At 33.4% G+C, this 12948-nt stretch carries 13 protein-coding genes; 8 read left to right on the top strand and 5 right to left on the bottom strand.

Going from position 1 to position 12948, the window contains the following annotated elements:
• Nucleotides 1–155: 155 nt before the first annotated feature.
• The gene (locus J3D55_RS21485) at nt 156–1076 is read left to right on the top strand and encodes a mechanosensitive ion channel family protein (protein ID WP_259134684.1); all 921 of its coding nucleotides are present in this window, start codon (nt 156–158) and stop codon (nt 1074–1076) included.
• Nucleotides 1077–1133: 57 nt separating this feature from the next.
• Here the strand turns inward: J3D55_RS21485 and recQ are convergent, their stop codons facing one another.
• The 5 genes from recQ to J3D55_RS21460 form a co-directional block, all read right to left on the bottom strand.
• Entirely contained in the window at nt 1134–3302 is a 2169-nt protein-coding gene (recQ, locus tag J3D55_RS21480; protein WP_259134682.1) for a DNA helicase RecQ, read from the bottom strand.
• Between the two features lie 157 nt (nt 3303–3459).
• Complete coding sequence (aspS, locus tag J3D55_RS21475; RefSeq protein ID WP_259134680.1) at nt 3460–5214, bottom strand: aspartate--tRNA ligase; 1755 nt, start codon at nt 5212–5214, stop codon at nt 3460–3462.
• A gap of 211 nt (nt 5215–5425) precedes the next feature.
• Nucleotides 5426–7603, bottom strand: coding sequence for a S41 family peptidase (locus tag J3D55_RS21470; RefSeq protein ID WP_259134677.1), 2178 nt, complete (start codon nt 7601–7603; stop codon nt 5426–5428).
• A 132-nt stretch (nt 7604–7735) separates the two neighbouring features.
• A complete protein-coding gene (locus J3D55_RS21465; protein WP_039365153.1) occupies nt 7736–7942 on the bottom strand; it encodes a helix-turn-helix domain-containing protein in 207 nt (68 codons plus the stop codon).
• A complete protein-coding gene (locus tag J3D55_RS21460; protein ID WP_259134667.1) occupies nt 7920–8543 on the bottom strand; it encodes a DUF2975 domain-containing protein in 624 nt (207 codons plus the stop codon). The genes J3D55_RS21465 and J3D55_RS21460 overlap by 23 nt, the downstream gene beginning before the upstream one ends.
• Nucleotides 8544–8889: 346 nt before the next feature.
• On the opposite strand from J3D55_RS21460, the gene J3D55_RS21455 reads away from it, so the two are divergent.
• From J3D55_RS21455 to J3D55_RS21425, 7 genes are read left to right on the top strand one after another with little or no spacing between them, the layout of a single operon-like run.
• Nucleotides 8890–9474: a sigma-70 family RNA polymerase sigma factor gene (locus J3D55_RS21455; RefSeq protein WP_259134665.1), complete on the top strand. Its 585-nt coding sequence runs from the start codon at nt 8890–8892 to the stop codon at nt 9472–9474.
• A gap of 4 nt (nt 9475–9478) precedes the next feature.
• Nucleotides 9479–9757 (top strand): hypothetical protein, encoded by a 279-nt coding sequence (locus J3D55_RS21450; protein ID WP_259134657.1) that lies wholly within the window; start codon nt 9479–9481, stop codon nt 9755–9757.
• 33 nt (nt 9758–9790) lie between these two features.
• Complete coding sequence (locus J3D55_RS21445; RefSeq protein ID WP_259134655.1) at nt 9791–10234, top strand: YHS domain-containing (seleno)protein; 444 nt, start codon at nt 9791–9793, stop codon at nt 10232–10234.
• 7 nt (nt 10235–10241) lie between these two features.
• Nucleotides 10242–10649: a DoxX family protein gene (locus tag J3D55_RS21440; RefSeq protein WP_259134653.1), complete on the top strand. Its 408-nt coding sequence runs from the start codon at nt 10242–10244 to the stop codon at nt 10647–10649.
• A complete protein-coding gene (locus J3D55_RS21435) occupies nt 10646–11134 on the top strand; it encodes a DinB family protein (RefSeq protein WP_259134651.1) in 489 nt (162 codons plus the stop codon). The genes J3D55_RS21440 and J3D55_RS21435 overlap by 4 nt, the downstream gene beginning before the upstream one ends.
• A gap of 45 nt (nt 11135–11179) precedes the next feature.
• Complete coding sequence (locus J3D55_RS21430; RefSeq protein WP_259134649.1) at nt 11180–11836, top strand: NRDE family protein; 657 nt, start codon at nt 11180–11182, stop codon at nt 11834–11836.
• Nucleotides 11814–12860 carry an ATP-grasp domain-containing protein gene (locus J3D55_RS21425; protein ID WP_259134646.1) on the top strand — a complete coding sequence of 349 codons (1047 nt, stop codon included), beginning with the start codon at nt 11814–11816 and terminating at the stop codon, nt 12858–12860. The genes J3D55_RS21430 and J3D55_RS21425 overlap by 23 nt, the downstream gene beginning before the upstream one ends.
• The last annotated feature ends 88 nt before the right edge of the window (nt 12861–12948 follow it).

Below are 12948 nucleotides of genomic sequence, written 5' to 3'. Positions count from 1 at the left end.
AACTAGTTGTATTTCTGTTTTTTAAATTTTACTACCTTTGCAGCTTCTATTTTTAAAAGAAGTTAGTCTTCTTTTAAATAAACCTATTTTCCGACAATAGTAAATGTCGGAAATGATCTTAAATTCTGATTGATAATAACTACTAAAAAATTTTAATGAAAGATTTAAATCTAATAAACGTACAAGATAACTGGGAAAATTTCATGGCATCTGCTGTTGCTATGGCACCAAAACTTATTACCGCCTTACTTTCTGCGATCCTCATATTTATTGTAGGAAGATGGATCATAGGACTTCTGAAAAAACTGATAAAGAAAGCGTTTATAAAGAAAAATGTTGAACTCTCGCTGCAAAAATTTTTACTGAATGTTATTACATGGTCATTCAATATTTTGCTATTCATTATCGTCGTAACACAGCTTGGTGTGCAGACTTCTGCTTTTGTAGCCATGATTGGTGCAGCAGGTTTGGCGATCGGTTTGGCTTTGCAGGGATCGCTGGCAAATTTTGCAGGAGGAATTTTAATTTTAATGCTGAAACCCTTTAAGGTGGGCGATTTTATTGAAGTGAAATCCGGCGAATCCGGGACGGTACATGAAATTGATATTTTTCATACAAGACTTATCACGCCACAAAATCAGATGGTGGTAATTCCCAATGGTGATGTTTCTAACAAAAGCATTACAAATTATACTCAATTGGGTACGCGTCGCACATGGTTCAACATCGGAGTTTCTTATAATGCAGACCTTAAAGAGACAAAAGAAATTCTTTTAAATGTAATTAAAAGTAATCAATATGCCTTCGCAGATCCTGCACCTCAGGTTATGGTAATGCAGTTGGGCGAAAGTTCCATCACTTTATCGATAAGAGCAACAACTTCTCTGGATAATTTTTGGACGATGAATGAAGAGCTAATAATTAATTGCAAAAAAGCACTCGATAATGCAGGAATTGACATCCCGTTTCCGCAGAGGGATTTGCATATTTACCAGAGTTTCTTAGGATTTGATCTTTTTGAAGCCGTAGTTTTCATAAATTTATTTATTCATAAACAGAACTGCCTATTAAAATAATATCAGATAAAGTTTAATTTATCGGACATAATAACATTTTTAATTGTAACGCTCATATTACTGTTGTAATTTATGATGAGCAAGGGCTATATTAATTTCAAAATAAGAAAAGGCATTGCCCAATTCTTCTTTTATTGCTTTTAAGGAAAGAATTGTTTGCATTGTTGCAATTTTGATAATAGGTTCTATTTTGGTTATATCCATCAATTCACTGGCTTTAATTGTACCAACAGCTACGAAATTGATCAAATGATTTTGAATCGTATTAATGGATAGTTTTCTCATTTTTGCAATATCTTCTATAGTGTTGCCAGCTTTGTACAGTTGGAAAGTGGTGGTAAAAGTTCCCGCTTCAGATATTTTTTTTGATTCTCTCTGCTTTTTGGGAATTTTTTCAACTATTTTACTGCTCAAATTATTAATATTGCAATATTCTAATATGGATGGAAGAAATATTTCTCCATATTTTTCTATCTTAAAAGCTCCGAAGCCACTTATCTGATTCAATTCTTCTTTTGTGCTTGGTAAATAAGTTGCCATTTCCATCAAGGTAGCATCAGAAAAAATAACATATGGCGGTACATTTTCCTTTTCGGCCTGTTCTCTTCTCAGTTTTTTTAGTTCTGCAAATAAGTGAAGGTGTTCTGAGATTTCATTAGTTGCATAATTGGTCTCTATTTCAGCGACAGTTACTGCTTTCGCTTGTTCTTTTACCTTTTTGAAACTTATTTTTTTATTTTTAAATAATATATGATTACTTTCTTCTGTTAATTTTAATACGGGGAATTCATCATTTGATTCACGTAAAAAACCACTTATCAGCAATTGTTTTATAAGATTTTGCCAATAATATTTGTCATTATTTATTCCAATACCATAAGTAGGCAAAGTGCGCATATAATCTGTTATTTTCAAACTTTTGGAGCCTCGTAGAAAATCAATAATCAAGTTTTTTCCATACCGTTCTTTGAGTCGGAAAACGGCACTAAGTAATTTTTGAGCATCAGTAGTTGCATCCCAATTTTCAAATTCACTGAGACAATAATCGCAGGAATTACAATTGCCATGATGTAATTCTCCAAAATATTCCATCAAATATTGTCTTCGGCATTTTTGCACTTCGGCAAAGTCGGACATTTGCTGTAGTTTTTGCAACATTAAGTCGGATTGTTCTTCATTGCCTTCTATCATTGCAAATCTTCTCAGCTTTATCACATCAGCATAAGAATAAAATAAAATGGCTTCACTGGGTAAGCCATCTCTACCGGCTCTGCCTGTTTCCTGATAATAACTTTCTATACTTTTGGGTAAATCTGAGTGTATCACAAAGCGAACATTGCTTTTGTCTATTCCCATTCCAAAAGCAATCGTAGCAACCATTACCTGAATTTTGTCCTTTAAGAAATCTTCCTGAACTTTTGAACGTTCCATCGCAGAAATACCTGCATGATAAAAAGCTGAGTTGATACCCTTTTCCTTCAGCTTATTAGCCATTTCTTCCGTTCCTTTCCTTGATAAACAATAGATAATTCCAGAATTATTAGGATGCTCATTAAGATATTGAACAATGTGATGAAAAACGGACAGCTTTGGCTGTACAAAATATTTGATATTGGCTCTATTGAACGATGAAATTAAAACAAGGGGTTCTTGGAGATTTAATTGTTTGATAATATCCTGCCTCGTAATTTCATCTGCACTTGCAGTCAGTGCGATGATTGCAATTTTTGGAAATTGTTTTTTTATACTATTCAGAAATAAATAATCCGGTCGGAAGTCGTGCCCCCAATGTGATACACAATGTGCTTCATCTACAGCAAATAAAGAAATATTAACTTCATCAAGCAATTTTAAAAATGCACCATTATCCGCACTCAGTTTTTCAGGAGCTACATATAAAAGTTTGAGTTTGCCTTGTTTTAATTGATTTAAAGTTTCATTTTGCTCAAAAGCACTCATCGAAGAATTGATGTAGGCTGCAGAAATCCCATTTACACGCAATGCATCAACTTGGTCTTTCATTAAGGCAATTAAAGGTGAAATAACAATGGCAGTTCCTTCCAAAACCAATGCCGGAACTTGATAGCATAAGGATTTACCGCCACCGGTAGGCATTAATACGAAGGTGTCTTTATTTGCTATTACATTTTCAATTGCATTGGCTTGTTCGAGCCGGAAATGATTGTAACCAAAATACTGTTGCAGTACTTCTGAAGGAGATTTCATAATTCAAAATTTGTGTATCGTAAAGTTAATAAATTCTACTTGTTTTTTTTACGTAATGATTTCTTACTTCTTTAAATTAAAAAACCTCACAGTTCTTAAAAAAAACTGTGAGGTTTACTATGTTCAATTCAATTGTTGAATTGAACATTTGGCTAATTTATGCTTTTAAATTCAATTTCAGTTCCAATTCATCGAGCTGTGCATCAGCAATTGCAGCCGGCGCATCAATCATCACATCTCGTCCTGAATTATTTTTAGGAAATGCGATATAATCTCTGATCACTTCGTTTCCGTCAAGAATAGCCACCAAACGGTCAAATCCGAAAGCTAAACCACCGTGAGGAGGAGCTCCGTATTTGAAGGCGTTCATTAAGAATCCGAACTGAGCTTCTGCTTCTTCTTTAGAGAATCCTAATAAATCAAACATTCTTGACTGAAGATCTCTATCGAAAATTCTAATCGAACCTCCACCGATTTCGTTTCCGTTCAACACCATATCGTAAGCGTTGGCTCTTGCTTTCCCCGGATCAGTTTCCAATAAGTGGATATCTTCCGGTTTTGGAGAAGTGAAAGGGTGGTGCATTGCGTGGTAACGTCCGCTTTCTTCGTCAAATTCCAATAACGGGAAATCAACAACCCAAAGTGGTGCAAAAACGTTTCCTTTTCTTAATCCCAAACGGTTTCCTAGCTCCATTCTTAAAGCAGAAAGCTGAGTTCTTACTTTGTGCTCGTTTCCTGAAAGAATCAACATTAAATCTCCTTCTTTTGCTCCGAATTTATCGATGATTTTTGCTAAATCGTCCTCGTTGTAGAATTTGTTTACTGAAGAAGTTTTCACTCCGTCATTCTGGAATTTTGCCCAAACCATTCCCGAAGCACCAATTTGAGGTCTTTTTACCCAATCAACCAATTCGTCGATTTGCTTTCTTGTGTAATCTGCACAACCTTCAACATTGATTCCGACAACCAATTCTGCGTCATCAAATATTTTGAAATCTTTTCCTTTTACCAAATCGTTTAATTCTACGAATTCCATTCCGAAACGGATGTCCGGTTTGTCGTTTCCGTATTTCTGCATTGCGTCGGCAAAAGTCATTCTTGGGAAAGTTCCGAATTCCTGACCTGTAATATCTTTGATTAATGTTTTCGTCATTCCTTCAAAAACATTCATCACATCTTCCTGCTCTACAAAAGCCATTTCGCAATCGATTTGTGTAAATTCCGGCTGTCTGTCGGCTCTCAAATCTTCATCGCGGAAACATTTAACAATCTGGAAATATTTGTCCATTCCACCCACCATCAACAATTGTTTGAAAGTCTGTGGAGATTGTGGCAATGCGTAAAACTGTCCCGGATTCATTCTGCTTGGTACAACGAAATCTCTTGCTCCTTCCGGAGTAGATTTAATTAAAACCGGAGTTTCAACTTCAATAAATCCTTCGTCTGAAAGATAATTTCTCACCTTTTGCGCCATTTTGTGACGGAAAATCAATTTATCTCTTACCGGAGCTCTTCTGATATCCAGGTAACGGTATTTCATTCTTAATTCTTCACCACCGTCGGTTTCATCTTCAATCGTGAAAGGCGGAAGTTGAGATTCGTTAAGAACTTCTAATTTTTCAACTAAAATTTCAATTTCTCCTGTTTGAATATTAGGATTCTTGCTTACTCTTTCGATTACCTTTCCTCTAACCTGAATCACGAATTCACGTCCCAATTTTTTTGCATTTTCCATCAATTCCGCTGAAGAACGGTCTTGGTCGAAAACCAACTGAGTAATTCCGTAACGATCTCGAAGATCTATCCAAATCATAAATCCTTTATCACGAATGGTTTGTACCCATCCTGAAAGTGTAACTTCTTCATTAAGATTTTTTAGAGATAATTCTCCGTTTGTGTGCGATCGAAACATTTGTTTTAGATGTTAGATATTAGACTTTAGATATTAGACTTTTTTGTGTCTAATTTTTCGTTGGCAAAGATAAGGTTTTTGAAGGTTTTTAGAACAAAAAAACTCCCCGAAGGAAGTTTTAGGTTTAGTTTTTATATAATCTGATTGTTTTAAGGTGACAATTCTCAATGTGGTAGTAACAATTCACCATTAACAATTAATAATTTCCATATTAGCTTTTAATCCAGTCAAGTGCTTTTTCCATCACTTCGTCTTTGTTGTTTTTAATTCCGTCAATTGTAGGCTTTACTTCAACATCAGGAACAATTCCTATTCTTTGGGTTTCTTTTCCGTCGGGATAATAAACGCCTATTCCGCTGATCATGGTTGAAATATTTCCCGGAAGCATAATTTTCGAAACATTTCCGTCTGCTCCTGCGGTTGTTGAACCAAAAACTTTAGCATTGGGAGCGGTTCTGAAAGCCATCGTATGAAATTCTGCGCTGCTTTGAGTAATTTCATTTATTAAAATCGCGATTTTTCCTTGGTAAGAGCTTTTTCCTTCTCCAGGAATTTTTAAGGTTGAAGTGAAGGTGAAAAGTCCCGGTTGACTGCTGTCGGTTGTTGTGAGTTTTACAAATTCCGTTAAACTGGGTTTTAATAATCTTCCCATTTTAACAGTCACAAAATCTGAAGGATAATTTCTGAAATCAATGACAAGACCTTTTGTATTTTTAATCTGATTAAAAGTTTCATCCAGTTTTTTAGAATCTACGCTTCCCATGTAAACGTAAGCTATGTTGTTATCGAGCATTTTAAAGAAAGGTTTTTCCTCTTTTTTAGACTTAAGTTCAGAAAGGGTGTATGTTTTTATCGTTTTGCTTTCTTCTTTTCCGTTTCTTGAAAACTTAATGGTAATCGTCTCAGAATTGCTGTTTAAAATGTTGTAAGCAATATTTCTCAACTGGGTCGGATAATTTGAAGCCGGAATATACTTTAATCTGTTTTTAATAATGTTATCCACACTTTTTCCATTAATTTCTGTAATGATATCTCCTTTTTGAAGTCCACTTTCTTTACCTAAATTATCATTATAAAAATCATTGACAACCGCTTTATTTTCCGCAAAAATCAGTTTCACCGGAGAATATCTTTCTCCAAAATATTTTGAAAGAGCTCTGTTATTTCCCCAAACTCCGGCGTGTGTATCATGAATTCTTGCGATAATTTCTAAGGAGGCAAGAGTATATTCAGTTTCGTCTTTTGCATTGATAAATTTAGGGATGAATTCTGTTAAAACTCCTTTCCAGTCTTCATCGATGAGGTTTTTGTAAGGGAAATAATACTGAATAATATTCCAATATCTGAATAACGACAAAAGTCTGTAGCCTTCATCCGGATAAGTCATCTTTTCGTAAGGGTTTTCGTTTTTGAAGTCCGGATTTTTAACACCATTAATGAAATCTACATAGTAATTTGTTTTCGGTCTTTTGGCATCTTTAAGTTGTAAAAGCTGATCTGTCAACTCTTTTGAAAAGCCGGAATGCGAGATCCAATCAAGGTCCGGTCTTATTTTTACCTCTTTAGGTTCAGAATTTTTTGCAGTTTGAAATTCTCCTAAATTTTTAATCCAGTTCGATAAAATCTGATCTCTTTCATTTGCAGAAACTCCGGAAATTTTCGGGTAAATTCTAAACAATTCATAATCCCAATTGTAATTTCCAGCTGCAACATTGGGATGATAATATTTAAGATAGCCCCAAATTAAGCCAAGCTTTTTAATGTTTTCTACATTATTTTTATCAAGATTAATGTTCGCGATCTTAGAACCGTTATCAAATTCTTTGTCTGAATTTATTTTGGTTATTTTTTGTTCAAAAATTTTAACATTTTCAATATCTTTTCCGTCAACCGTGATTTTCAGGTTGTCGACCCACATTTTCCCTTTTCCGGAAAGCAAAGCTCCAACAACAATTTTCTGGGTGTTTTGAGGTGACATTTCCAGCGTTACTTCATATTTTTTCCAGTCATTGGTGCCTTTTAATCCCTGTTTATTCATATTGTCGAAGCCAATTTCGGGGTCTATTCTCAGCCAAAGTCCTGCAAAACCATCGGAAATATTTTCAGTTTTGATGTAGCCGGAAAGCGTGATTTTTTTTCCTGCATAATTTTGAGGAAGTGTGTACATTAATCCTTTGAAACCATTTTCTGTGGCATCGATTAAAATTGATGTTGCTCCTTCCTGTTTTTCTTTAGTATCTGCAGAAACCTTTGCAGAGCTGTCTCCAATGATTTTCCAGATTTTCGGAAGGTTGTTTTCGGTACTTTCGAAATTAAGATTTTCGATTCTGTTTTGAGCAAAAGAAGCCATGCCCAAAAGTAATAATGGGATAATGAAATAAGTTTTCATGATTGTTTAAATTTTTTCCAAATCTAATGAGTTAGATCTGTGGTTTGTATTATGTGATAGAGGTTTTAAGGTAGTTTATACTATTTGCAGAGAATTTTAACAAATTATTGTAAATAAAATTCTTAAAGATTCTTAATCTTTCACGTATTCCAGGATGTCTCCCGGTTGACAATCCAGTGCTTTACAAATGGCTTCCAATGTTGAAAGCTTCACTGCTTTTGCCTTTCCTGTTTTTAAAATAGAAAGATTGGCCTGCGTAATGCCTATTTTCTCGGCAAGTTCCTGTGACTGCATTTTGCGTTTGGCAAGCATCACATCAACATTTATTATTATTGGCATACTTTAAATTGTTAAATCTACTTGATCCTGAAGTTTCCAGTCCTTTTTTGAAGAATTCTACGATAAATAATATCATTCCGCCAAAAAATATAAACGAAATAACAGAATACATCATTGCAAATATATTGTGCGTATACAAAAGGCTTATCAATATACTTGCAACGGCAAAGATAATGTTTAGCCATCCAAATCTTTTTAGCCAGGTTAATGCATCGATGTTAAAAACTGTTTCTTTACTGATTTCCTTGAGGAATTTGTAGCTGCTGTAGAAAAACAGAACGAAAAATATTCCTCTGATAATGTTACTTAATACTTGTCCTAATGTAAATACTCCTGTTAAAAGGTTTTGCTCGGTAAAGGGAATGAAAAATTTGAATTTAAGCAAGTCATCCATTTTTATCGTCCATTGATTTTTATTCCAGCCTACATCTTTTCCGATGATGAAAAAGTCTGAAAGAATTTGATTTCCTGTTTTTAAATTATAATATGAAACCGCAAAACCAATGATTTCATAAACAAATTGCACAGTGAAAAGAATGAACAAAACAAAAAGCAGATAACTGATGTACTGAGAAAGAGAATTTTTTCCTATAATTTTCATGAGGGTTATGTTTTATTTATTGCAAATGTATAAATAATTATTGTTTTACGATATATTTTTATTGAAATTTTAATTTCATTTAAAAAACTTTTCATATTTCAAGCTTTGATCATTTCTCTTTTGGGAAAGTTTTTTTTAAGTTTTAATATCATCCCGCGAAATGTCTTTTTCTGATACAGTGTAAATAATTTATATGTACATCCGAACATTCTAAAAATCAATGTGGTAGAAGTAGGGAATGAGTTTTGATTTTGTTTTTTTTAATAATTTTTAGTTTAAAATATTGATTTTTAATTTGTTATTATAAATGTGTTCATTATATTGTACTCACAAAAATTGCAAAAAAATGAAAAAAATTGAATTTCCAACTGCGGAACAATGGGTAGATGAATTTGCGGATTTCCTTTATGCCTTTGCTATTAAACGGGTAAATTCCAAAGAAGAGGCGGAAGATCTTGTGCAGGAAACTTTTTTTTGTGCTTGTAAAGGTTACGAGCAATTCAAAGGCGAGTGTTCTTTAAAGACATGGCTTACAAAAATTCTTAAAAATAAGATCATCGATTATTACCGGAAAAAAAGCAGCAATCAGAAGTATGAGGTTTACCTCAGTGACACTGAAGAATCATTCGAAAATGCTTTTTTTGATGAAAATAATTACGGGAGATGGAAAGAAAATATACATAAAAATTATGTTTCAGAAAATACAGACAGCTATGTATTAAGTAAAGAATTTTATCATATCCTAGAGTTTTGCCTTCAAAAATTACCGCCCAAACTGAAACCTGTTTTTATTGCTAAATATATACTGGATGAAGATGCTGAAAAAATCTGTAAGGAATTCAATATTACTCCGTCTAATTACTGGACGCTTCTTTTTCGTTCAAAAACATTATTGAGAAGCTGTCTTGAAAAAAACGAAATAAACCCTTAACAGAATGAGCTTTTTTAAAAATCTTTTGCACAATTGCGAGGAGACTTCTTTCAATATCATAAAATCTGAAGTAACTCCTTTACCATTTTCTGCATGGCTGAAGATGAAAACGCATATCGCTTTTTGTAAATGTTGTGAAAATTTTGGAAAGCAGGCAAATGTGATTGATAAAGCAATGCATCATCATGTGAATGCAACCGACGAATCAGAGAAAGCTTCGCAGGAACTGAAAGACAGAATAAAGCAAAAATTAAAACAAAATGATTTTTTTTGCAAGGAATGAGATTTTGTTTCGTCTAAGGTTAAAAAGAAAAATATGATTACAAGATTTTTATTAACTGTTCTGTTCTTTGTAGGAAGCCTGACTTTAGCGCAAAAAAACATCAATCATAAGAACGGCGTTGCCAATTACGGATATGATGTTGTAAGCTATTTTTCAGGAAAACCTCGGGAAGGTTCAGTTAAGTTTGCGGTAAAACATCAAAATGTAATTTATTATTTTGTAAATACAGTGAATAAAACCAAATTTCAAAAGATGCCCCAAAAATATCTGCCTCAATATGGCGGTTATTGTGCTTTTGCAATGGGAGATTCTGGCGAAAAAGTAGAAATTGACCCTAAAACTTTTAAAATTACCAACGGAAAACTATATCTGTTTTACAATAAATTTTTCAATAATACTTTAACAAGTTGGAATAAAGATGAGAAAAATCTTACAGTAAAAGCCAATAATAACTGGAATAAATACACGAATAAATAAAATATCTATGAAAATTACAAAAACTCTTCATTGGATTATTAAGCTCGTACCTGCTATCATATTGTTGCAGACGCTTTATTTCAAATTTTCTGCAGCTCCGGAATCTGTTGCTCTTTTCACAAAAATAGGACTGGAACCATACGGAAGAGTGGGAATAGGAGTGGTAGAACTTATTGCGGCTATTTTAATTTTAATTCCGAGAACTACTGTTTATGGAGCGATATTAGGACTGGGATTAATGTTTGGAGCTCTTAAATATCATTTAACAAGTTTAGGAATAGAAGTAGGTGGTGACGGCGGAAAAGTATTTTATTTGGCCGTTGTTACAGCGATTTTCTGTGTATTACTCATTATTATCCACAGAAAAGAGATTGTATCGCTTTTTTCTAAAAATAAAATTATAGATACAAAATGACACAAAACATAGAACAGAACCTAAAAGAACTAATCAGTACATTCAGTGGGATTTCAAATGAATTGTATACTCAGCAAAGTCACTATTTATTCGGAAGTACCATAGGACAGCATATTCGTCATATTTTAGAGGTTTATGAGGTTGTTTTAAATGGTTATTTAAAAGGGAAATATTCATTTGAAGATAGAAAAAGAGATAAAGATTTAGAAGAAAATCCGGAAAATATGATGAATAAAATCAACTGGATCATTTCTGAAATCAACAAAGAAGATAAAGGGCTGATCTGCGTGACGCATCAGGATAACGGAAAAGAAGAATATATTAAAACCACCTATTTCAGAGAGTTGTTGTACTGTTTTGAACATGGGATTCATCATCAGGCTTTAATCAAAGTTGCCTTAAGAGAGTTTGAATGGGAAAATATTCCTCAAAATTTCGGAGTAGCTCCCTCCACGATAAAGTTTCGTCTCGTATGTGCACAGTAAGTTTTTTTAACACAGGAAATTCTCTGATTTTCACCTCCAACAGGGATGAAAAAAAAGACAGGGAAAAAGCCGTTTTTCCGAATATTCTGGATTTGGGAAGCAATATATTATATTTTCCGAAAGATAAAAAAGCTTCCGGAAACTTGGTTTGTTGCTGATGAAAACGGGAATGTTGCAATTCTCCTCAACGGCGCTTTTCAGAAGCATGAAAGTAATCCGCCATACAAAAAAAGCAGAGGGATAATTCTTTTGGATTTAGCGAAAAGCGAAAATATTTTAGATGCCTTTCGGGATTATGATCTTTCCGGAGTTGAACCTTTTCAGCTGTTGGTATATTCGCACAATATACTTTTCAGGTTGCTTTGGGACGGGACGGTAAAATACAAAGTTTTATTAGATACAAATAAATCTTATCTCCTTTGTTCAAGCACGCTTTACAATGATGAAATAGTAAATGAAAGGGAGCAGAAATTTAAAAAATTCCCAAATAATAAAGGAATAAATTCACAAAAAATCATTGATTTTCATAAGAGCCATTTAATAGAAAAAGAACCGAATATTGAAGAATCTGTAAAAGAAAAATATAGTACGGCAAGTATCACGCAGCTTGTAATAACAGAGGAAAATCTTGATTTTACGTATCATGATTTAATTGAAAAGACCATACAAACGAAAAGAAATGAAAAGAAGACTTTGGTTTGAGCTTAAGTACAAATGGTATCGATTGACACATTGGGAATTCTGGCCTTTGTGGGCTGTGTATTTACCTTGTATTTTCTATTATTTGTGGATCAGTATTAAATCTAAATCATTCGGATTTTTCAAAGCAGTAAATCCTGCGATCCTTCACGGCGGAATGACTTTGGAAGACAAAAACTTTGTTAATCAGTTATTGCCACAAAAATACAGGGCAAAATCTTTTTTTATTAATGGAAAATCCAACGTTCATGAAGTATTCAAAGTTCTTGAAAAAAATAATTTAAATTATCCGGTTATTTTAAAACCCAACAATGGCTGCAGAGGAAGAAATGTAGAATTAATTCAAAAAGAAGATCAGCTTGAAAATTATTTAAAAAGTTGCGGCAACGAAGACCTTTTATTGGAAGAATATATTGATTTTCCTAATGAAATAGGCATTTTTTACATCAAAATTCCCAATGAGAAAAAAGGTTTCATCAGCGGAATTGTTGAGAAAAAAGGAATTGAAATCTTCGGAGACGGAAAACAGACGTTGGGAGATTTAATTCAGTATAATTTAAGATATCATCAATTTTATCCTCAAATTTTTCAAGACAGCGATTTTAATGAAAATTATATTGCCGAAAAAGGCGAAATAGTAATTCTGAGCAGCATTGGAAATCATTCAAGAGGCGCTACTTTTTATGATAGTTCGCATAAAATAACCTCAAAGCTGGAAGATTTGTTTAACAAAATTTGTTCTGAGACAGAAGGTCTTTATTATGGAAGATTCGATGTAAAGTTTAATTCCTGGGAAGAGCTTGAAAAAGGGGAAAACTTTAAAATTATTGAATTAAATGGTGCTGCTTCAGAGCCTGCTTTTATTTATGATCCTGATAATTCTTATTTTTCTGGTGTCAAAGAAATCATAAGACATTGGGATTTTATGTATCAGATTGCCAAGATCAACAAGCAAAAAGGGCATGATTTCACAGATGTGGAAGAGTGTTGGGATTTGCTTAAAGAATTTAATCCGTTTTACACCTAATTAACTATATATTAATATTTTATATGATCTGATCGAACTAACTTCCCCTCCCTACTTATAAAACTCTTATAAAACTCATAGTATTAAT

This window comes from Chryseobacterium ginsenosidimutans (genome assembly GCF_024807225.1).
In the GTDB taxonomy this organism is placed as follows: Bacteria; Bacteroidota; Bacteroidia; order Flavobacteriales; family Weeksellaceae; genus Chryseobacterium; species Chryseobacterium ginsenosidimutans.
The sequence above is the reverse complement of the archived record's forward strand: the minus strand, read 5'-3'. Positions and strand labels throughout refer to the sequence as shown.